This is a genomic window from Micromonospora zhanjiangensis (assembly GCF_042650605.1).
In the GTDB taxonomy this organism is placed as follows: domain Bacteria; phylum Actinomycetota; class Actinomycetes; order Mycobacteriales; family Micromonosporaceae; genus Micromonospora_J; species Micromonospora_J zhanjiangensis.
Window position 1 is genome coordinate 1 of record NZ_JBHSBN010000132.1, and the last position, 546, is coordinate 546.

Annotated in this window: 1 protein-coding gene; it reads right to left on the reverse strand. The window is 65.9% G+C overall.

From position 1 onward, the window contains the following. Window position 1: 1 nt before the first annotated feature. A partial coding sequence (locus tag ACFOX0_RS34280) for a TIGR02301 family protein (RefSeq protein WP_377553860.1) occupies window positions 2-546 on the reverse strand: 545 nt, incomplete at its 5' end.

The window sequence follows — 546 nt, forward strand, 5'->3', positions numbered from 1 at the left end:
ATCAGCCGCCGTAACGTCCGGTGATGTTGCGGGCGAGCTGCTCGCCCTCCCGCAGGTAGCGGGCCGAGGCCTCCTGCGCGGAGGGCGTGCAGACCCGGTAGGTGAGGGCGAAGGCCTGATAGCCCTTGTTGTAGGTGCCGATACGCTCCCGGGTGGCTTGGGTTGCCGCTTTGTAACGTTTCCCGGCGCCCGGATCATCCTTGAACGCCTCGAAGATGGAGCCGAGGGAACGGCCCTCCTGCTGGGCATAGGTTGCCTGCACAGGCCCCTTATCATCGAGGTTCATCACCGCCCGCTCATAGGCTGTGATGGCGTCCCGCTCATCGCCCCGGGCCAGCATCTCCGCCGCCTCGTTCACAGCGCGGGAGCTCATCTCATCCGGTCGAACGCCAACGGTCTGGAGCTCCTCCCGGATCTGCCGGGCAGCCGAAGCCATCTCCGCGTCATGGCCATCGAGGTCGAAGCCATCCGGCGGGCGCATCTGGTCCGCAGCCGTGAAGGTCTTGCGGCCTGCACGCTCGTTCTCAATGGCGTCGTAGAGTTCCT